General features: G+C 34.3%; 18 protein-coding genes. 17 read left to right on the top strand and 1 reads right to left on the bottom strand.

Annotated elements, in window-relative coordinates; translation table 11 throughout:
- Positions 1-4: 4 nt before the first annotated feature.
- From sov to CA2559_RS01205, 6 genes are all read left to right on the top strand, one after another.
- Positions 5-7,396 carry a T9SS outer membrane translocon Sov/SprA gene (gene sov, locus CA2559_RS01230; protein ID WP_013186009.1) on the top strand — a complete coding sequence of 2,464 codons (7,392 nt, stop codon included), beginning with the start codon at positions 5-7 and terminating at the stop codon, positions 7,394-7,396.
- Positions 7,397-7,425: 29 nt separating this feature from the next.
- Positions 7,426-7,803: a glycine cleavage system protein GcvH gene (gene gcvH, locus CA2559_RS01225; RefSeq protein WP_013186008.1), complete on the top strand. Its 378-nt coding sequence runs from the start codon at positions 7,426-7,428 to the stop codon at positions 7,801-7,803.
- Positions 7,772-8,206, top strand: coding sequence for a VanZ family protein (locus tag CA2559_RS13490; protein ID WP_049787188.1), 435 nt, complete (start codon positions 7,772-7,774; stop codon positions 8,204-8,206). Before gcvH ends, CA2559_RS13490 begins: the two co-directional genes overlap by 32 nt.
- A 32-nt stretch (positions 8,207-8,238) precedes the next feature.
- Positions 8,239-8,958: an energy transducer TonB gene (locus tag CA2559_RS01215; protein WP_013186006.1), complete on the top strand. Its 720-nt coding sequence runs from the start codon at positions 8,239-8,241 to the stop codon at positions 8,956-8,958.
- Between the two features lie 108 nt (positions 8,959-9,066).
- Positions 9,067-9,801 carry an energy transducer TonB gene (locus tag CA2559_RS01210; RefSeq protein WP_041241065.1) on the top strand — a complete coding sequence of 245 codons (735 nt, stop codon included), beginning with the start codon at positions 9,067-9,069 and terminating at the stop codon, positions 9,799-9,801.
- A 119-nt stretch (positions 9,802-9,920) separates the two neighbouring features.
- Positions 9,921-12,014 carry a hypothetical protein gene (locus CA2559_RS01205; protein ID WP_013186004.1) on the top strand — a complete coding sequence of 698 codons (2,094 nt, stop codon included), beginning with the start codon at positions 9,921-9,923 and terminating at the stop codon, positions 12,012-12,014.
- Between the two features lie 4 nt (positions 12,015-12,018).
- On the opposite strand, the gene CA2559_RS01200 is transcribed toward CA2559_RS01205, so the two are convergent.
- On the bottom strand, positions 12,019-12,903 hold the full coding sequence (locus CA2559_RS01200) for an MBL fold metallo-hydrolase (RefSeq protein ID WP_013186003.1): 885 nt from the start codon (positions 12,901-12,903) through the stop codon (positions 12,019-12,021).
- A gap of 181 nt (positions 12,904-13,084) precedes the next feature.
- Between CA2559_RS01200 and cyoE the strand changes: the two genes are divergently transcribed.
- The 11 genes from cyoE (at position 13,085) to CA2559_RS01145 (ending at position 21,653) form a co-directional block, all read left to right on the top strand.
- Entirely contained in the window at positions 13,085-13,978 is an 894-nt protein-coding gene (gene cyoE, locus CA2559_RS01195) for a heme o synthase (protein WP_013186002.1), read from the top strand.
- Positions 13,978-14,556 (top strand): cytochrome c oxidase subunit 3, encoded by a 579-nt coding sequence (locus tag CA2559_RS01190; protein WP_013186001.1) that lies wholly within the window; start codon positions 13,978-13,980, stop codon positions 14,554-14,556. The genes cyoE and CA2559_RS01190 overlap by 1 nt, the downstream gene beginning before the upstream one ends.
- Before the next feature lie 138 nt (positions 14,557-14,694).
- Complete coding sequence (locus CA2559_RS01185; protein WP_013186000.1) at positions 14,695-15,675, top strand: cytochrome c oxidase subunit 3; 981 nt, start codon at positions 14,695-14,697, stop codon at positions 15,673-15,675.
- A gap of 18 nt (positions 15,676-15,693) precedes the next feature.
- Positions 15,694-16,053 carry a cytochrome C oxidase subunit IV family protein gene (locus CA2559_RS01180; RefSeq protein ID WP_013185999.1) on the top strand — a complete coding sequence of 120 codons (360 nt, stop codon included), beginning with the start codon at positions 15,694-15,696 and terminating at the stop codon, positions 16,051-16,053.
- Between the two features lie 139 nt (positions 16,054-16,192).
- Positions 16,193-16,870, top strand: coding sequence for a hypothetical protein (locus CA2559_RS01175; RefSeq protein WP_013185998.1), 678 nt, complete (start codon positions 16,193-16,195; stop codon positions 16,868-16,870).
- A gap of 8 nt (positions 16,871-16,878) precedes the next feature.
- Complete coding sequence (locus tag CA2559_RS01170; RefSeq protein WP_013185997.1) at positions 16,879-17,610, top strand: SCO family protein; 732 nt, start codon at positions 16,879-16,881, stop codon at positions 17,608-17,610.
- Positions 17,594-18,130, top strand: a complete 537-nt coding sequence (locus CA2559_RS01165; protein ID WP_013185996.1) for a DUF420 domain-containing protein — start codon at positions 17,594-17,596, stop codon at positions 18,128-18,130. Before CA2559_RS01170 ends, CA2559_RS01165 begins: the two co-directional genes overlap by 17 nt.
- 10 nt (positions 18,131-18,140) lie before the next feature.
- A complete protein-coding gene (locus tag CA2559_RS01160) occupies positions 18,141-18,371 on the top strand; it encodes a hypothetical protein (RefSeq protein WP_013185995.1) in 231 nt (76 codons plus the stop codon).
- An 82-nt stretch (positions 18,372-18,453) separates the two neighbouring features.
- Positions 18,454-19,155 carry an ABC transporter ATP-binding protein gene (locus tag CA2559_RS01155; RefSeq protein ID WP_013185994.1) on the top strand — a complete coding sequence of 234 codons (702 nt, stop codon included), beginning with the start codon at positions 18,454-18,456 and terminating at the stop codon, positions 19,153-19,155.
- Entirely contained in the window at positions 19,148-20,392 is a 1,245-nt protein-coding gene (locus CA2559_RS01150; RefSeq protein ID WP_013185993.1) for an ABC transporter permease, read from the top strand. The genes CA2559_RS01155 and CA2559_RS01150 overlap by 8 nt, the downstream gene beginning before the upstream one ends.
- Position 20,393: 1 nt before the next feature.
- Positions 20,394-21,653, top strand: a complete 1,260-nt coding sequence (locus CA2559_RS01145; RefSeq protein ID WP_013185992.1) for an ABC transporter permease — start codon at positions 20,394-20,396, stop codon at positions 21,651-21,653.
- Positions 21,654-21,682: the final 29 nt, after the last annotated feature.

The following is a 21,682-nucleotide window of genomic DNA, read 5'->3' as shown; positions in this document are numbered from 1 at the left end:
CGAATTGGCGAACTTCTATTTTAAAATTCCGGCTTTAAAAACAGCAATCCTTTTATTTGCTTTATTAGGTGCTTACTCTGTAACTGCACAAGAAGAAACAGAACAAGACTCCACTAGTACGGGATACTCCTTAGGAAAAATAGAACTTTCAGACCCCAATAGTATCTTAAACAAATACACTTACGATGTAGATTTAGATCGTTATGTGTACACTCAAAAACTTGGAGAGTTTAATATCTCTTATCCCTTAATCTTAACGCCAGATGAGTATCAACGTTTAATATTTCAAGAAGAAATGCGAAAGTATTTCAATGAAAAATCTGATGCTTTAAGTGGAAAGAAAGAAGGAACGGAAGAAGAACAAAAAAACTTACTGCCTAACTTTTATGTAAACAATAACTTTTTTGAAAGTGTTTTTGGAGGCAGAGAAATAGAGGTTATCCCAACAGGTACGGTCGAGGTAGATTTGGGTGTGCTTTATACAAAACAAGACAATCCGTCTTTTTCACCAAGAAACAGGAGTAACCTAACATTCGATTTTGACCAACGTATAAGTCTTAGTTTGCTTGGTAAAGTAGGAAAGAGGCTTCAGGTAACAGCAAATTATGATACAGAAGCTAGTTTCGATTTTCAAAATCAAATTAAGTTAGAGTATACTCCAACAGAAGATGATATTGTAAGAAAAATTGAGATCGGTAATGTGAGTTTGCCGTTAAACAGTTCTCTTATACAAGGTGCACAAAGTTTATTTGGAGCAAAGGTTGAAATGCAATTTGGTAAGACGACTATTACTGGTGTTTACTCTGAGCAGAATTCTGAACGTAACACAGTAAATGTTGAAGGTGGTGATGCCGTACAGGATTTCGAAAAGTTTATCTTAGATTATGATGAGAACAAACACTTTTTCCTTTCCCATTACTTTAGGGATACATATGATAGATCTTTAGCAAACTATCCATTTATAAACTCAAACGTTCAGATTACAAGAATACAAGTTTGGGTAACTAACAGGACAAACAACACGCAATCTTTAGTAGATGCAAGGAACATTGTTGCAATACAGGATATTGGTGAGTCAGATCAAAATAATATTGGGTTAGATAACCAGCCAGCAGGTTTCGTTAATGAAGCGCCAGGCTCTTTTCCCGATAATGAAAATAACGACTTTAACCCTTTTGGTATTGGTAATCCTCAACAACAATCTATCTTAAACAATCAAATTAGAGATGTAGCTACTATAGGTCAAGGTTTTGGCACCCAAGTTACAGAAGGAAGAGATTACGGCGTTTTAGAAAATGCAAGACAATTACAGAATAACGAGTATACTATAAATACTCAATTAGGTTATATATCTCTTAACCAAAGATTGAGTAATGATGAAATTTTAGGTGTTGCTTTTCAATATACAGTTGGCGGCCAGGTATTTCAAGTTGGTGAATTTGCAAATGATGGTGTAGAGGCAACTGCATCTAACCCAGATACAGATTTAGATGGTATTTTAGATAGTGTAGATGCAGATGTTGATGGTGATGGGACTAATGATAATGGCCAAGATACAGATGGCGATGGTATTAATGACGCAAGTGATGTAGACCAAACCAATGGTCAAGATGCTAATAATGATGGTATAGATGATGCTGCTTTACCACCAAACATGTCTGCCATAGTTAACCAGACGCTTGTTGTAAAAATGCTTAAAAGTCCTATAACTAATGTTAACGAACCTATTTGGGACTTAATGATGAAAAACATTTACAGCTTAGATGCGTTTGATGTTTCTGCTGAAGATTTTAGATTCAATATATTATATACAGATCCACAACCATTAAACTATATACAATCTGTAGGTGCAGATCCGCTTCCAGATGATGTTGAACAAACAACATTATTACGCGTTTTAAACCTTGATAAACTTAATGCCTACAATGATCCTGTTTTGGAAGGTGATGGCTTTTTTGATTATGTGCCAGGGTTAACAATAGATCCACAAAATGGTAGAATCATATTTACAAGTACAGAACCGTTTGGAGAATACTTGTTTAACAAGCTAAGATTAAATCCTTCAGAAGATTATGATGATGAAATGGATGGCTCTGATAATGAGTTGCTAACTTATAACTCTAACCAAAGAGAATACGTATTTAAGAAACTTTATACCACAACTAAAATACAAGCAGAACAAGAATCTGCAGAAAAAAATAAATTCCAACTTAAAGGACGCTACAAATCTAGTGGAGTAGACGGTATTCCAATTGGTGGTTTTAATATACCACAAGGTTCTGTAACAGTAACTGCTGGTGGTCGTGTACTTCAAGAAGGAGTAGATTATGTAGTGAATTACCAATTTGGTCGCGTTCAAATACTAGATGAATCTTTACTAGCATCAGATGTGCCTATTCAGATTTCAACAGAAAGTAATGCATTATTCGGACAACAAACTAAACGTTTTACTGGATTAAATGTTGAACACCGTTTTAATGAAAACTTCTTAATTGGTGGTACATACCTTAATTTAAATGAGAGACCAATAACGCAAAAAGCCAACTATGGTTATGAACCTATAAATAATTCAATTTATGGTTTCAATATTAATTACTCTACAGAAGTACCTTGGTTAACACGCTTTGCAAACCATTTACCTAATATTGATACAGAGGTAGAGTCTAACTTTTCAATACGTGGAGAGTTCGCTTATTTACAACCAGGCTCACCAAGTGGAGACAATTTTAGAGGAGAAACGGTAACCTATGTAGACGATTTTGAAGCGTCACAAACCTCTATTTCAATATTAACTCCATTATCTTGGGAATTGTCAAGTGTTCCTACAGGACCAAATGGTTTTGATGGTGGTTTCGGAAATGGAGATTTACGTGTAAATGATCGTCGCGCAAGAATAAACTGGTATACAGTAGATCCTATCTTTTATAGTAACCAGCGTCCAGATGGTGTGTCAGATGCAGATCTTTCAGATTATAAAACCCGTCGTGTTTTTATTGATGAAATCTTTCCGGAAACAACTATTGTTCAAGGGCAACCTCAAGTGTTGTTTCCTATGGATATTGCATTTTATCCAGAAGAGCGTGGTCAATACAACTATGCAACCGGAGCCAATGGTACAAACACATTACCAAACCCAGAACAAAATTTTGGAGGAATTACACGCCAAATTACAAACACAAACTTTGAACAATCTAATGTAGAGTATATAGAATTTTGGTTACTAGATCCATTTATTTACGATGAAAACGCAGGAAGTACTGGTGGTACAATATCATTTAACTTAGGTAGTATTTCTGAAGATGTACTTAAGGATGGAAGAAAACAATATGAGAATGGTTTGCCAGAAGATGGCGGTACAGCACAAACCCAATCTACAGCTTTTGGAAAAGTACCACAAAACCAATCTTTAGTATATGCTTTTGATACAGAAGGACAAGCACGTGTTAATCAAGATGTAGGTTTTGATGGTTTAGATGATGCGGAAGAAGCTTCAAGATTTGGAGATTTTGCAGGTCTTGCAGATCCTTCAAACGATAATTACAATTATTTTTTGAATGCTCAAGGTAGTATTACTGAGCGTTACAGACAATATAATGGTACACAAGGAAACTCTCCAACAGATGTGTCTCAGGATAATAGAGGAAACACAACGTTCCCAACAGTTGAAGATGTGAATCGAGACAACACGATGAACACTATAGACAGCTACTTGCAGTTAAATGTCCCAATTGCACCAAACCAGATGTCTCCAGATACAAATGAGTTTGTGACAGACGTTAGGGAATTAGATGTAAATACAGTTGATGGAGGTACGTTACCAACACGTTGGGTGCAGTTTAGAGTGCCATTGCAATTTCCGCAAGATTCAAACGATCCTTTAAGAGAGGTTGTTGGTGGTATTGGAGACTTAAGATCTGTACGTTTCATGAGAATGTTCTTACAGGACTTTCAAGAAAACATTCATTTAAGATTTGCAACATTAGATTTAGTTAGAGGAGATTACAGAAGGTATAATGTAGCAATACAACCAGATGGTAATAACCCTACAACAGATGATGCCTTATTTGAAGTTACCTCAGTTTCAGAAGAAATGACTTCTAATTATGAGCCGCCACCAGGTGTAATTAGAGAAGAGTTTGTAAACAATAACCAGTCGGTTTTAGAAGATGAGCAATCTTTAGCATTAACTGTTTCAGGATTAAAACCTAATGATTCTAGAGCTGTTTATAAAAACTTCCAGGTAGATATGAGGCAGTATGAAAAACTTCAAATGTTTCTTCATGCAGAGTCTTTACCAAACGAAACACCATTGGAGGATGATGAAATGGTAGCTTTCATTAGAATGGGATTAGATTTTACAGACAACTTCTATCAAGTTGAGATTCCATTAAAAGTAACAACACCAAATGCTACAAATGCTGCAGAAATTTGGCCGTCAGAAAATGAACTTCAATTACCATTAGATTTATTACAAACTGTAAAGGCTACTGTTTTAGGTAGTGATCAATTTGCCCAGACAGATTTAAATTTCTTTAATGAAAATGGAGAAGTATCTTTAGATAATGTTTCTGGTGAGCTAAGAGTAGGTATCAAAGGTAACCCGAGTTTTGGTAACGTTAGGGTTATTATGTTAGGTGTAAAAAATACAAATGACAATAATTTAGACGAAACTTCTGGCCAAGTATGGTTTAATGAATTAAGGTTATCTGGTCTTAAAAATGAAGGAGGTTGGGCTGCTGTAGTAAATATGGATGCCAACGTAGCAGACTTCATGAATGTTTCTGCCACAGGTAGACGAAGCACTGTAGGGTTTGGTAGTATAGAGCAAGGCCCTAACCAACGTAGTCGTGAAGACGTACAAAGTTATGATGTTACAACCAATGTAAGTGTAGGGCAATTGTTACCTAAAAATTGGGGAGTTCAAATACCATTTAATTACACCAGAGGAGAAGAGTTAATTACACCTCAATACGATCCAGAATTTTTAGACCTAGAGTTAGATGATAGGATAGATGCTGCTCAAGATTCTCAAACAGCAGATGCAATTAAAGAGCGTGCAGAAGATTATACCAGAAGACAAAGTGTAAGTATAATTGGGTTAAGAAAAAACAGAGTAGTCTCTACAGAACCAGGTGCAGAGCCAAAAACACCTATGCCTTATGATATTGAAAATTTTACCCTTTCTGGCACATACAATCAAACAGATCATAGGGATTTTGAGATAGAAGAGTCTATAGATCAAAATGTAAGGGTAGGCGCCACTTATGAGTATGCTGTTCCAGAAGTTACAATAGAGCCATTTAAGAAAATTGCTGTTTTAGATAGCAGTGCTTACTTTAAGCCAATTAAAGATTTTAACTTTAATCCTTTACCTACAAGTATTTCTTTAGGATCTAATATACAACGACAATATAACAGACAGCGTTTCAGGTCGTTTTTGGGAGAAGGAAATATTATTCCGCAATTATACCAACGTAATTATTTGTACGATTGGCAATTTGCACTTAATTGGAAACTCTCTAAGTCTTTAAACTTTAATTATACTACAGGAAATAATTTTGTTGTTAGAAATTATGTGAATGATGATCTCACACAAGATCAAACTATAGGACTATGGGATGGTTTCTTTGAAACAGGAACTCCTAACATACATACTCAAAATCTTCAGCTTAATTATGAGTTGCCTCTAAATAAGATACCATTGCTGGAGTTTGTGAAGTCTACGTATAGTTATGAAAGTTCTTACCAATGGCAACGTGGTTCAGAAATTTTTAACAACCTACAAGATCAAGGAATTCCAAGATTAGGAAATACTGTTCAAAACTCTATGAAGCACGAGTTAAACTCGACTTTAGATCTACAAAGACTTTATAATTATGTAGGTCTTAAAAAGAAACAGAAAAAAACTAATGCAAGACGAACATCTACCAATAGGAGAGATTTACGACAAGGCCAAACAAGCACACCTAGATTAGCTGCTCAAGGCAACCAAGATAATACGCCTTCTAATAAACTAAGTGGCGCAGATAAAGCTATTAATACAGGAATAGGTCTGCTTACAGCTGTTAAGAAATTGCAGGTGTCTTATATCGAGCGTCAAGGTACATTCTTGCCTGGATATACTCCAACAGTAGGATTTATAGGTTCTGTAAGACCAACTGTAGGGTTTACATTAGGTAGCCAAAGAGATGTGCGCGAAGAAGCAGCAAGACGTGGTTGGCTTACATTATACGACCAGTTTAATCAGCAATATCAAGAAGTTGAAAATAGAGAGCTAAATATTCAGGCTACAGTAGATTTATTGCCAGATCTAAAAATAGACTTAAACGCTGCCAGAAATTATTCTGAAACTTTTCAAGAAAACTATAGGGTTACTGGAAGTGGCATTGGAGATTATCAATACAATTCCCTTACGCCAAATACCTTCGGAAACTTTAGTATATCAACAGTATTAATTGCCACAGCATTTTCACAAAGTGACCAAGATTCATCTGAAGCATTTGATACTTTTAGAGAAAACCGATTAGTTGTAGCAAGACGATTAGCAGCACAAAATGGTCAAGACCCTACAGATGTAGATGAGAATGGTTTCCCAAGTGGTTATGGTAGAGGTAATCAAGCTGTTCTACTACCAGCATTCTTGTCGGCTTATTCTGGTAAAGATGTAAATAGTGTAAGTTTAGGTGCATTTAGAGATACGCCACTTCCAAACTGGACAATTAAGTATACTGGCCTTATGCGATTAAAATGGTTTAAGGATAACTTTAAACGTTTTTCATTAAATCACGCGTACAATTCTGTTTATACTTTGAGTCAATTCCAGACTAATATAGATTTTGATACAAATAATCCATTTGGAGATAATAATCGTGACCAAGCCGGAAACTTTAAGAACAGGACATTATTTTCTAATGTGAATATTACAGAAGCATTTAGTCCACTTGTCAAGATAGATATGGAAACAAATAACTCTATCAAGATTTTAGCAGAAATTAGAAAAGATAGAGCACTATCATTAAGTTTTGATAACAATCTTCTTACAGAAATTAGCGGAAACGAATATATTGTAGGACTAGGTTACAGAATTAAAGATTTAAAAATAGCTACTAGAGTTGCCGGTAAACGCCGTATACTAAGTAGTGACCTTAACTTTAAGGCAGATATTTCATACAGACGTAATAAGACTATTATACGATACTTAGATTTAGATAATAGCCAAACAACAGCTGGTCAAAACATCTGGACTATTAATTTTACAACAGACTATGCGCTTACTAAGAATTTAACAGCATTGTTCTATTACGATCATAGTTTTTCTACCTATGAAATTTCTACTGCATTTCCGCAGACAACAATTAGAGGTGGTATAACTTTGCGTTACAATTTTGGAAACTAAAAAATATAACTAACACTATAACTAATAACATGAATATCCCACAAGAATTAAAATATACTAAAGATCACGAATGGATTAAGATTGAAGGTGATGTAGCAACTGTAGGTATTACTGATTTTGCTCAAGGCGAATTAGGAGATATCGTATATGTTGAAGTAGAAACTGTAGATGAAACTCTAGATAGAGAAGAAGTATTTGGTACGGTTGAAGCTGTGAAGACTGTTTCAGATCTTTTCTTACCGCTTACTGGTGAGATTATAGAGTTTAATGAAACGTTAGAAGACGAGCCAGAATTAGTAAACTCAGACCCATACGGAAAAGGCTGGATGGTTAAAATTAAATTTTCTGAAGCTTCAGAAGTAGAAGACTTGTTAGATGCTGAAGCCTATAAAGAATTGGTTGGTTAAAAACGCCGTTCTATTAAGTATTGTTTTTACAATACTTGTAGCAATAGCTAGTTTAGTAAAACCTACTAGTTTTCCTAAAACTGGTGTGAGTTTTTCAGATAAGATAGCTCACACAGCCATATATTTTATTTTAACAATACTTTGGCTCTTCAGTATGATGAGGCAAAAAGTATCTCAATACCCATTTTCTAAAATAGGAATAGCAATTCTACTTCTTGTGATAGGTTATGGCATATTTATTGAGTTTTTACAAGATACACTAACAGATTATAGGTCTTTTGATTATTATGATATGTTGGCAAATACATTAGGTGCTTGTCTAGGTTTCTTAATTTTTAGAGGTTTTCAACAACAAATTGTGAACTTAAAAAGTGTTGAGAATTCCATGTTAGACAAAAATTAATTACATTAGCAATCCTTAAACACGAACGCATTATGGAACCAAAGAAAAATCCAAAAGCAGACCTTAGAAAGAACAGCGTGCTGTACTTTCAAATTGGTCTAATTTTAATTTTATTCCTCACATGGCAAGCCATTGAGATGAAAACTTATCCAGACGAAATTGATATAGGACAAGTTCAAGTAGATGATTTACTTGATGAAGATGTGCCTATTACAGAAATACAGAACACACCACCGCCACCGCCGCCACCGCCGCCACCAGCACCTGAAGTAATCGAGGTTGTTGAAGATGAGGCAGAGGTAGAGGAAACTATTATCGAGTCTACAGAAACAAACCAAGAGGAAATTGTTGAGGTAGAAGAGGTAGAAGAGGCAGTTGAAGAAGAAATTGCAGATGTACCATTTGCAGTTATCGAAAATGTGCCAATTTTCCCTGGATGCGAAGGTGAAACTAATAATGCAGCTCGTAAGAAATGTATGAGTGAAAAAGTTGACAAGTTTGTTAAACGTAAGTTTGATCAAGAACTTGGAGGCGAGCTTGGATTAAGTGGTATACAACGTATTTATGTAGCTTTTAAAATTGATAAAAGCGGTAATATAACAAACGTACGTGCAAGAGCACCACACCCAAGATTAGCTAAAGAAGCAGAAAACGTTGTAAAAGCGTTACCAAAGATGACGCCAGGTAAGCAACGTGGTAAAGCAGTAGGTGTATTATATTCATTACCAATTGTTTTCCAGGTTTTAGATTAATTCTAAATATACCCTAAATATCAAAATCCCGCCTTGTTTTCAAGAGCGGGATTTCTTTTTGGTATGCTTGTTGATTCGGTTTTTATTGTAACATTAAAACCATTTATTATGAACAACAAGCACGATGCTAATGTACGAAAAAGTACATTGGTAAACTTTCAGTTAGGCTTAATTGTAGCCTTAGTAACCACCGTTTTGGTGATGGAGATTAAATCTGCGGTACCAGTTGTAAAGCCCGATGATGTGGCTGTGGACAACTCAGAAGTAGAAACTTATTTTAATCCAGAATTTGTCATTGTTAAAGACAAAGTAGAGAAAAAACAGCCTCTTAAAAAAGTTCAGAAGATTATAGACGTTATTGATGTTATCGATGACGATACTCCAACAGAGCTCTTTGAGGATACAGAACTTACCACAGAACCAGATATCACAGAAATTGAACCTGGAGATTTGGTTGAAAAAACAGAAGACCCAGAAATTGCTCCAGTACCATTTGTTAAAGTGGAGTTTGTACCTATTTTTCCTGGTTGTGAAGGTTTAACTACCAATGCAGAACGTAGAGCATGTATGTCTAGTAAGATAAATACAATTGTACAACGTAAATTTGATGGTGATCTAGCTTCAGATCTTGGCTTAAGTGGACAGCAAAGAATTTATGTGAGATTTAAAATAGACAAAACTGGTAATGTTGTAGATATTCAAGGTCGCTCTACGCATCCTAAGTTAACTAAAGAAGGAGAACGTATGGCTGGCTTAATACCTAAGATGAAACCAGGACAGCAAAGTAACAAGCCGGTAGAAGTAATTTTTGATCTTCCAATTGTATTTAATGTAAAAGACTAGCCATCAACTGTCTTTATTTAAAAGCCTTTTCGACTACTAATTCGAAGAGGCTTTTTTTTATAGGTCGCCTAAATGCGGTATCTTCATCACCTGAAAAACCTGAAGTTTTTTTAAGCGCTATGAAGACCTTTTACACCTTATTTTTATTGCTTCCTTTTTTAGTCTGTGCTCAAACAGCAACAACTTCTTCAGAACGCTATCCTGTTTTTAATGAATGTGAATCTGTTGCACTTTCTAATCTTGAGAATTGTTTTGATGCTACTTTAAAATCATTTATCTATTCCAATTTTCAAATACCTGATGGTATTGAAACTAAAGATTTAAAAACAGATGTAACAGTGATTTTTGAAGTGGATACAGAAGGAATCTTTAATGTAATATATACAGAAGCAGTGTATGAAGAGTTACAAGAGGCAACCTTAGCTGTTTTTGAGAAATTACCAAAAATACAACCTGCAAGTTATAATAGTAGAGCTATAGATATGCAATTTCGTATGCCTATAAAACTACCATTGTCAAGAATGTTAAACCCGACAATTAACGAAATAGATGATCCTGTAAAAGCGATTACAACTGTGTCACCAAACACTATTAAAAATGAGTATGATGATGTAGAGGTGCGTCCGTTTAAAAATAGACAAGCATCCAGCCAAATAAACATTCCTTTATCACATGAAGTTTATTCTCGTTTTGACGATGATATGAACCAGGTTGGAACCAATAATCATACAGCTTCTAAGCCTTTATTGTATAAAGAAGTACAACGCTATTATGATTTTGAGAAAGAAAATAAGAAATTACATTATGATAAATCTTCTTGGTTTGGCAGGAAATTTTTTAATGAACATTTAATTAGGCTTCAAGGAAAAGATTATTGGTTTACGTTAGATGTTGCTGCAGATTTACAGTTGGGAAGAGATTTAGATAGAGATTTAACTACTTATAACAATACAAGAGCTGCAGTTTTTCAAGGAGGTCTAGGAAAGAACTTAAATTTCCACACTGTATTATATGAAAGTCAAGGCCGCTTTGCTGGATATTATAATGATTTTGCAAGGAGTTTAAAGCCAGATGGAGGTAATCCAGCTATCATACCAGGAAGAGGTATTGCAAAAGAGTTTGGAGAAGACGCATTTGACTATCCTATTGCTACAGGATACTTGTCGTATTCACCGTCAAAATTTTTTAATGTGCAGTTTGGGCACGGCAAAAATTTTATAGGTGATGGTTATAGGTCATTATTGTTAAGTGATAATGCAAGCCCTTATCCCTACTTTAAATTAAATACTACATTTTGGAAATTAAAGTATACAAATACTTGGATGTCTCTGCGCGATGTGAGGCCTGCTGTAACTGCAGATGGTTCTTTCAGAACAAAGTATATGGCTAACCATTACTTAAGTATAAATGTGACTAAACGCTTAAATATCGGCTTGTTTGAAAATGTAATTTGGGAAAATGATAATGACAGAGGTTTTGATCTTAATTACTTAAATCCAGTTATATTTTATCGAGCAATTGAGTTTTCAACTGGTTCTCGTGGTGGTAATGCAATAATTGGTTTAACAGGAAAATACAAATGGAGTGACAGCTTTAATACTTATGCGCAATTATTAATAGATGAGTTTTCTAGCGGAGATATTACAGGTGGTGAGGGCAGTTATAAAAATAAAATAGGTTACCAATTAGGTATAAAATATTTTAATGCATTCAATGTCCCAAATTTAATTGTTCAAGCAGAATATAATCAAGTAAGACCTTATACGTATTCTCACAATAGCATTACTCTTAATTATGGGTACAACAACCAAAGCCAGGCACATTTATGGGGTGCAAATTTTAGAGAATATATAGGAATTTTACGCTATAAGCATAAGCGCTATTATGGTCTAGGTAAACTTATTTATGGTGAACGAGGTTTTGATTTTAAGGATGGTGTTGTTTATGGTGGTAATATCTTTACAAGTGAAGATGATAGGCCTGCAGATAATGGAAATAATTTGTTGCAAGGTAATAAGGCAACTAGCTTTTATGGCGAGTTAGAATTAGGCTACATTATAAATCCTGCCACTAATTTTAAAGTATACGCTACTGCAATTTATAGAGATTTCTCTGTAGATGAAGATGTGAGCGATGTTATACAAACACAAAATACTGTATGGTTAAACTTTGGTGTTAGGACAGACTTGTTTAATTGGTATTACGATTATTAATTAACTAGTTTTTTTCAGAAGTTAAACTAAGGTAAATGGTTCTTCTCCATTTTTCTGGCGATATAAAAGCACCTTCTGTGTAAAATTTCCCATCAAGATCTTCAGTTAAAGCTCTGTTTTGTGAAACATCTTCCTGAGTAGCGCCACGGTTAATTTCATTTTCAATGCGGGATATACAAGTGTTGTACATAGCTAATGTTTTTTCTAAATCTGTTTTTGTAGCGCGTTTTCCATGTCCTGGAATAATTTGCGTTTCTGCATTAATAAGCATCAACATGTGTTCTATCGCCTTTTTGGCACCGATAACACTTCCGCCAGAATCTAAATCTATATAAGGATATCGGCTATTAAAGAATACATCTCCGGTGTGTAATACATTTTCTTCAACAAAATAAATAATTGCATCGCCATCTGTATGTGCTGTTTCAGGATGAAATATTAAAACTTGTGTAGTGTCGAAATATAAATTTAACTCGGTTGAAAAGGTTAGAATTGGTAAGGCTTTTTTAGATGATTTAGTCTTGTCTTCGATACTTTTTAACAAACGGACTCTTGCATTTTTGTGAGCAAAAACAGAAGCGCCTTTATTTACTATATTTTCATTGCCGCCAGTGTGATCGCCGTGATGATGTGTGTTAAGGAGTGTTTTAATTGGTTTGGGGCTAATGGTTTTTATTTCCGCAAGAATTTGGGGAGTTAATTTGCCAAATTGAGAATCAATCATCAATAAAGCATCTGTATCTTCAAACAATCCTATGTTACCACCTTGTCCGGTAATCATATAAACATGATTAGATAGTTTTTCTGAATTTATAGATACCTTTTGAGAATGCAAAAATAAAGGTGAGCTTAGAAAAATTAATGCCAGTGTGTGGGTTAAAGCTTTCATAATTACAATTGTTTGTGAGGTAGGTCGTAAAAAGATTAAGATACTTAATAATTTAAAACTTGCTCTAATAGATTTTTAATATTGAAATACAATACTTTATATTATAAATTTTATAGGCTGTTCATCGTGGCAAAACATCTATAATGCAGTATCTTTGCACCCCAATTGAAAAACTTATTTCTTGGCTGAAACAGCGCTACATAATACGACAACTTCTTGGAGTTCTGACTTTAAGGAAATCACTAAAATGAGATTAGCTATTAGCGTGGTCTTTTCTTCTGTTGCTGGTTATTTTTTAGGCGCCACCGTTTTAGACTTTGTAGATGTTCTGCTTCTTGCAATTGGTGGCTACTTAATGGTTGGAGCATCAAATGCCTATAATCAAGTTATAGAAAAAGATCTTGACGCGTTAATGGATCGCACTAAAAATAGACCATTGCCAGCAAAGCGAATGAGCGTGCAAATGGCTTTGTTTATAGCTACGGCTTTTGCTATAAGCGGTGTTGCGGTGTTATATTATATAAATCCTAAAACTGCAATGTTTGGTGCATTGTCTATCTTATTATATGTATTGGTATACACACCTCTAAAAACAAAAACACCTTTAGCCGTATTTGTAGGAGCTTTTCCAGGAGCAATACCATTTATGCTGGGTTGGGTTGCCGCTACAAACGAATTTGGAATAGAACCAGGTACATTATTCATGATACAGTTTTTTTGGCAATTCCCACATTTTTGGGCTATTGGTTGGTGGTTGTTTGATGATTACAAAAAAGGAGGTTTTGCTATGTTGCCAACTGGCAAGCGTGACACAAAAACAGCCATACAAGTTATCTTATATACATTCTGGACAGTTTTAATATCATTAGTTCCTGCATTTGGTATGACAGGACGTCTTTATCTTACACCAATAGCAGCTGTTATAATTGGATTGTTAGGAGTGTTTATGATGTATTATGCAATCATGTTATATAAGAAACGAACACCAAAATCTGCAAAGCAATTAATGTTTGCAAGTGTAAGCTATATTACACTGCTTCAAATAATATATGTCTTAGATAAATTTATAAGGTAATGGATTTAACACAAGGAACAGAACAAGAAAAAACAGCACGGTCTAAAAAGATGATGCTTTGGTTTGGCATCATATCTATGGTAATGATGTTTGCGGGATTAACTAGTGCTTATGTAGTAAGTAGTGAGCGTCAAGATTGGTTAAATGATTTCACGCTGCCAGCTTCTTTTATATGGAGTACACTAGCTATTGTAACAAGTAGCATTACTTTATTTATCGCAAAAAAACAACTAAGAGCAAACAACCGCAAAGGAGCAACTTATTCATTATTAGCTACATTGGTGTTGGGAGTAATTTTTGTAGGGCTGCAGTTACAAGGATTTGAAGATATTATTAATTTAGGATTTTATTTTACAGGAAGCGAAAGTTCAATAACAACCTCTTTCATTTATGTACTTGTGTTAGCGCACTTAGCACATATTGCGGCAGGACTAATTGTGCTTTTAGTCTTAATTTATAATCATTTTAAACAACGCTATACAGCAGAGCAAATGCTAGGCTTCGAACTTGGTGCTACATTTTGGCACTTCGTTGATGTTCTGTGGCTTTACCTCTTTGTATTCTTATATTTTTTCTAAGAAAAAGTATGATAATCTTCGTTGAATCAACTCAATGAAAGCGATAAATTAAAAAAATGCCTTGAAAATGCGGTGCAAGCTATTTCGAGAGTACAATAAAAAAGTTATTTTTGCACAACATTAAACCAATTCACGTTTATGGAAGCTACTGCAGTAAGTACTGGCACCGAAGGAAAAACTTGGGGTGGCGGTAATCAACCACTAAAAGCAAGCTATGGCAAGCTAATGATGTGGTTTTTCATCGTTTCTGATGCATTGACATTCTCAGGATTCTTAGCATCATACGGATTTTCCCGTTTTAAATTTATCGATTCTTGGCCAATCGCCGATGAAGTGTTTAATCACTTCCCATTTTTACACGGTGTAGATGCACCTATGTATTATGTGGCATTAATGACCTTTATTCTTATTGGCTCATCTGTTACAATGGTATTAGCGGTTGATGCTGGTCATCACATGAAACAAAAGAAAGTTATTCTTTACATGTTCCTAACTATTATTGGAGGTGCTATTTTCGTAGGATCTCAAGCTTGGGAGTGGAAAAACTTTATTAATGGTGAATATGGAGCCGTTGAAACTCATGGAGGACAAATACTACAGTTTGTAGACAATACAGGTCATCGTGTTGCTTTAGAAAACATTGCTGTTGCAGTTCCTGGAGAAAGAGAACAACACCAAAAGAAAAATGGTGTTTGGTATAATGGTGAAAAAGAATTGCCTACTTACTCAATGAACGAAATCATTAAAGGTTTTGAAGCTAAGCCAGAAATTTTGGTGCGCACACAGATCTTAGATGAAAATGGTCAAAAGACAATTCTTTCTAGAGAAGAGTCTTTGGCAAAGTTAAAAGCCGAAGGAAGAAACATAGTAGAAGGTGCTAACCTTAAACATAACGAATATGGTACGCCATTATTTGCAGATTTCTTTTTCTTCATTACAGGATTTCACGGGTTTCACGTATTTTCTGGTGTAATTATAAACATCATTATTTTCTTTAATGTAATCATTGGTACTTATGAAAGAAGAGGTAGCTATGAAATGGTTGAGAAAGTAGGATTATATTGGCACTTTGTAGATTTAGTTTGGGTATTTGTATTCACATTCTTCTACTTAGTATAACACAAAATATTAAACACAATGGCACACGATACAGCACACGGTAAGGATCCAATTAAACGCATTTGGTTTGTATTTGCATTACTTTCTATAGTAACTATAGTTGAGGTTATCCTTGGTATTATAAAACCAGCATTTTTAATAGAGAATACGTTTATTAAAATGAAATTGTTAAACTGGATATTTATCATCCTAACAATTTATAAAGCATATTACATTACTTGGGCATTCATGCACATGGAAGGAGAAACTAAAGGTCTTAGGAGATCTGTAGTTTGGACAGCTATATTTCTTGTATGTTACCTAGTTACAATTCTTCTTGTTGAAGGAGATTATATTTATGAAGTATACAGAACAGGACATCAAGCTTGGGATTTCTAATATTAAATCCTAAATTATAATATACTAAATGCCCAACAGGAATGTTGGGCATTTCTTTTTTAACAAATGTCTTTAGCTTTTATCTCTATTTGATTAAAATAATGTGACCTCTGTATTGTATTTTTGTGCAAACTAAAATATGCAATTGGAAACTATTAAAGACAACAGGAATAGCCCAGTAAAATATGCTGTACTTATAGCATTGTTTGTATTGCCATTGGTAATCTATCTACTTTCAGCATCTGGTGAGGAGTTGTTCAATTTGTTGCCGCAGCTTACTAAAGATGTTTCAAATTTAGAAGAGTTTGAAGATCTTGAAGGAAATAATGTTTCCTTAGATAATAAGATAACCATTCTTGGCTTTTTTGGAGATACACCAGAATCAAAGAAGGGAAATGCCTTAAACCTTAATGAAAAAATATACAAGCGTAATTATAAATTTGATGACTTTCAATTTGTCATATTAATTTCTGAAGAAGGAAAAGATCAAGCTATCGAATTACGTAATAAAATTGAAGCTTATACCTCTACAGAAAAGTGGATTTTTGCCGTAGGTAGTAAAGATGCGATAAGTAACGTTTTTAATAGTTTAAAAACAGATATGTCATTATCGCCTAATTACTCAACACCATATGTATTTATAATAGACAAAGAACAAATTTTAAGAGGTCGTGAAAACGATGAGGATAATGGTTTAATGTATGGTTATAATTCTGCAGATATAGCTGAAATAAGTAATAAGATGGTAGCAGACGTAAAAGTTATATTAGCAGAATATAGAAGAGCTCTTAAGAAATATAATTCAGATAGAAAGTAAGACTTATTATGAAGAGAAAATACAGTTATATAGGTTTAGGGATCATTATACTAATTTTTGGTATAATAGTAATTCCTAAAATAATTGAGACACTTTCAGAAGGAACAGTTGTAAAAGAGAACAGAACAGAGTCTGTTAAAAACAGTGATCTCGCTTTTGTAACTAGAGATGGTGAGAAGAGAAAAGTACCGCCTTTCAAATTTATAAATCAAGATGGTGATACAATTACTAATCAAGATTATATTGGAAAAGTATATGTTGCAGAGTTTTTCTTTACTTCTTGTCCTACTATTTGCCCAATTATGAACAGTAACCTTGTGGCAGTAGATCAAGAAATTGGAGATGAAAATTTTGGTATTGCTTCTTTTAGCATAGATCCAAGAAAAGATACGCCAGAGGTTTTAAAAGATTATGAAAAACAATATGGTATAACCAATCCAAATTGGAATTTAATGACTGGAGATAGAGATGCTATTTATGATTTGGCAAGAACAGGATTTACAATCTATGCAGAAGAAAACCCAGAAGTTCCTGGAGGATTTGAGCATAGTGGTTATTTTGCATTGGTAGATCAAGAAGGGTATTTAAGATCTCGTAAAGATGAGTTTGGAAACGTTATTATATTTTACAGAGGTTCGGTGCCACAAGGAATAGACCCAACTCAAGCAGATGAAGAACCACAGATTGATATTTTAATTGAAGATATAAAAATTTTATTAGACCATGGCAACAAGAACTAAAACAGACAAAATAGTTATTCCTGTTATAGTAGCACTTTCATTGGTAGTACCATTAGTTGTGTTATTACTTATGAATTTAAATGTGCGTTACAATCTTTTAGGTTTAGAAGTAGGAACATTTCCGTTTTTTCACGCAGTTATAAATGCTTGTACGGCATTATTATTACTAGCTGGATATTTCTTAATAAAAATAGGAGATATGAAATGGCACCGAAATGTCATGATTACAGCATTTGCTTTGTCTTGTGTGTTTTTGGTAAGTTATGTGATTTCTAAAATAAGTAACGATCCTGTGCCTTATGGTGGAGAAGGAATTTTAAGACCAATATATTTCTTTATCCTAATTTCTCATATTGTATTATCGGGTATTATTGTGCCTTTAGTGTTATTTACAATGTATAGAGGTTTAAATAAACAATATATTAAGCATAAAAAAGTTGCACGCTGGACCTTTCCAATTTGGTTTTATGTTTCTGTAACTGGTGTTCTTGTATATATATTTATGTTGCCTTATTATTAAACGTTTCAAAATGAAATCCTATAATTATAAACTTTTAGCCGTTATTGCTTTTTGTCTGTTACTACCAATAGTGGCAGATGCTCAGTGTGCTATGTGCCGCGCTGTATTAGAAAGCGAAGGTGATGGTGGTATGGCAAAAGGTATAAATAATGGTATCGTTTATTTAATGATTTTTCCATATCTACTTGTAGGCGGTATAGCTTTTGCTATTTATAAATATAAAAAGCGAAATAAAGCTTAATTCATTTTAACATTTCTATAACACTTTCGCTGTAACAATTCCTAAAGCAATTAGTCTTATTTATAAACTGACTAGCTGCATTATGATTGAAATTACTAACCTTCACAAGTCCTACAAAACTGGAGCAAACTCTTTGCATGTTCTTAAAGGAATTAACTTTTCTGTAAAAGAAGGTGAGCTTGTATCTATAATGGGATCTTCTGGTTCAGGAAAATCTACATTACTTAATATTTTAGGAATGCTAGATGAAGCAGATGAGGGCTCTTATATGCTAGACAATGTTCCTATTAAGAACTTAAACGAGAAGATAGCAGCTAAATACCGTAATAAATTTTTAGGGTTCATATTTCAATCCTTTAATCTAATTGGATACAAGACAGCACTTGATAATGTAGCAATGCCATTGTACTATCAAGGTATGAAGCGTAATGAGCGTATAGATAGATCTATGGCTTATCTTGAAAAAGTGGGTCTAGCAGATTGGGCTACACACTTGCCAAATCAATTATCTGGTGGTCAAAAACAACGTGTTGCCATTGCTAGAGCATTAGCAAGTGATCCTAAAGTGTTGTTGGCAGATGAGCCTACAGGAGCTTTAGATACTAAAACATCTTACGAAGTCATGGATCTTATTCAAGGTATTAATGACGAAGGAAAAACAATTCTTGTTGTTACGCATGAAGATGATATTGCCCACATGACTAAACGAATAGTAAATTTAAAAGATGGCCTTATTATAGATGATAGTAAGGTAAACCAAGTAAAAGCTATTCAGCATGTTTAATATTGAACGTTGGCAAGAAATATTTCAAACAATAGCAAAAAATAAACTCCGTACGTTTTTAACAGGAGTATCTGTAGCGTCTGGTATTTTCATCTTAGTTATTCTTCTAGGTTTTGGCCAAGGCATGGAAAATGGAATTTCTAAAGAGTTTCAAAATGATGCTTCTAATAGAATAAGTGTTTGGTCTGGAGTTACTACTGTGGAGCATAAAGGACTAAATCCTGGTCGCTTCATACAGATGAAGAATAAAGATTTTGAATTCATCACCAAGAAGTATTCAGATAAAATTGAAAACAAATCATCGCTTTATAGAATTTGGAATGGTCTCGCAACTCATGGCAAAGAAAGTGGTAGTTACCGCGTTGAAGGTGTACATCCAGATTACCAATTCTTAGAAAATGAAACTTTAACAGCGGGAAGATATCTTAACCAAAATGATATAGATCATAACGAAAAAGTTGTGGTGCTAGGTCATAAAGTTAAACGCGATCTTTTTAAAGAAGAAGATGCAATTGGAAAACAATTACAAGTTTCAGGTGTAAACTTTAAAGTTGTAGGTGTGTATACAGATCCTGGCGGAGAACGTGAAGAAGCTCGTATCTTTTTACCAATTACGACTTCTCAAAAAGTTTTTAATGGAGGAAACATTATAAGAAACATGGCATTTACGCTTCAGCCAAAAGAAAATTTTGAGGAAGCGCTAATTGAAAGTGAGCAATTTTCAGCAGAAATTCAAGACTACTTAAAACAAGTACATACCATTGCTCCAAATGATATGAGTGCCATAAATGTGAATAATACATTAGAGCAAACAAAACGCTTTTACGATTTAATTTGGATGATACGCACCTTCTTTTGGGGTGTGGGCATATGTACCATTATTGCAGGAGTTGTAGGTGTAAGTAATATCATGCTCATAATTGTAAAAGAGCGCACTAGAGAGATAGGTGTAAGAAAAGCACTTGGCGCACAACCGTGGTCTATTATAGGAATGATTCTTCATGAATCTATTTTTGTAACCGCAATTGCCGGTTTTACAGGCTTGGTGTTTAGTATGGCACTTTTAGAAATTATAGGGCCAAACATCGAGATGGATTATATTTTAAATCCTTCTGTAAATTTTAATGTGGCAATTACAACCGTATTTATTTTAATAATTGCAGGCGCAATTGCAGGCTTTTTTCCTGCGTGGAGAGCAGCTAGTATTAAACCTATTGAAGCCTTAAGAGACGAATAATATGTTTAGCAAAGACCGTTGGGATGAAATTATAGAAGCCTTAAGCAGTAATTGGTTTAGAACCATACTTACAGCCTTTGGAGTACTTTGGGGTATTTTTATATTGGTTGTATTGCTGGCAGCAGGTAAAGGTCTGGAAAATGGAGTAAAATCAGATTTTGGAGGCATTGCTACTAACACCATGTTTATGTGGACCCAAGGTATTAGCAAACCTTATAAAGGTTTACCTAAAGGCAGACAGTTTAATTATAAAACAGACGATGTTCAAGCAATTAGAGATAATGTACCTAACCTAAGATTTATTTCTCCTAGAAATCAATTAGGAGGTTTTGGGGGTACAAACAATGTGGTAAGAGGATTAAAAACAGGAGCCTTTAATGTGTATGGAGATTATCCAGAAATCATTCAACAGGAGCCAATGGATATTACCAGTGGTCGTTTTATAAACTATGGAGATATAGAGGAAAAGCGTAAAGTAGCTATAATTGGCGAAGGCGTAAAAACAGCAATGTATGGGTTTGCGGAAGATCCCTTAGGAACATACATAAAGATTAATGGTGTAAACTTTATGGTTATAGGTACCTATAAAAAGAAAGGCGGAAATGGTGATGCAGAAGAAGAACAGAAACAAATTTATGTGCCGTTTACTACGTTTTCTCAAGCATTTAATAGAGGAAACAATGTAGGTTGGATGGCCATAACTGCAGAAGATGGCTCATCTATCACAGAAATAAAACCTCAAATATTCGAGCTTTTAAAAGAACGACATACTATACATCCAGAAGATGACAGAGCTATAGGAAACTTTGATCTTTATGAGCAGTTTAGTAAAGTTAATGGGTTGTTTATAGCCTTGCGCTTTGTCGCTTATTTTGTGGGAATACTAGTATTATTATCAGGTATTATAGGTATAAGTAACATTATGCTAATTGTAGTAAAAGAACGCACAAAAGAGATTGGTGTAAGAAGAGCTTTGGGAGCTACACCTTGGAATATAAGAGGTCAAATACTTATGGAGTCTATTGTGCTAACTATAATTTCAGGAATGTTGGGAATTGCTTTTGCAACATTAGTAATTTATGGTGCTAACCAAATGTTGGAGGCAAATGGACCTGTAGACATGTTTGCAAATCCGTCTGTAAACCTAACAGTAGTATTAATAGCATTAACCATACTTGTAGTTTCTGGACTATTAGCAGGACTCATACCAGCTCAAAACGCCATTAAAATTAAACCAGTAGACGCATTGCGTACAGAATAAAACTAACAATTAATAATCAATCAATTCCA

Source organism: Croceibacter atlanticus HTCC2559 (assembly GCF_000196315.1).
Classification (GTDB): Bacteria; Bacteroidota; Bacteroidia; order Flavobacteriales; family Flavobacteriaceae; genus Croceibacter; species Croceibacter atlanticus.
The sequence above is the reverse complement of the archived record's forward strand: the minus strand, read 5'-3'. Positions and strand labels throughout refer to the sequence as shown.